Below are 555 nucleotides of genomic sequence, written 5' to 3' on the forward strand. Positions count from 1 at the left end.
AAAGGAAGTACTCCAGGGTTTCTATCATAGTTTTTGTGATAAATACGTCTTCCTAACAGATCATATACACTCATAGTAAACCTTTCTTTTCCTAATTTGGTTAGGTCAATATTGGTCATTTCGGTAAATGAGTTAGGATATACTTTAACCAGATTCTCTGCTTTTTCTGGACCTGCTGCTGCTGGTCTTTTGGTCAACAATCCCTGACCTGCATTAGTGTTATATGCATAATCCAATATAGTATACGATAATCCATCGTTTGCTACAGTAGCATAAAACCATCCGTAATGTGTATTACCACTAATTTTAAAGGTAAATCCTATATAACCAGATTTACCATTCCAATTGGTATATGAAGAAGAACTTACTATGTAACTATGAGATTCTGCAACAAAATTACTAGAGGCTCCAACTTCTACTCCTTCACCAAGTATGGTTACATTTTTGCTACTACCTTCGCATACAACATCTTTATTATAAGTAACCAATCGTACCGAATTATTGGTGTACCATGCTCCATAATCGCTGTTGTCTCCAACTTCTATTCTAAAGAAA

At 35.0% G+C, this 555-nt stretch carries 1 protein-coding gene; it reads right to left on the reverse strand.

All coding sequences use genetic code 11. The annotated features are described in order from the left end of the window. On the reverse strand, nucleotides 1-555 hold a 555-nt coding region (locus Z053_RS31745; RefSeq protein ID WP_035097312.1), incomplete at both ends, for a T9SS type A sorting domain-containing protein.

The sequence above is a fragment of the Aquimarina megaterium XH134 genome (assembly GCF_000520975.1).
In the GTDB taxonomy this organism is placed as follows: Bacteria; Bacteroidota; Bacteroidia; order Flavobacteriales; family Flavobacteriaceae; genus Aquimarina; species Aquimarina megaterium.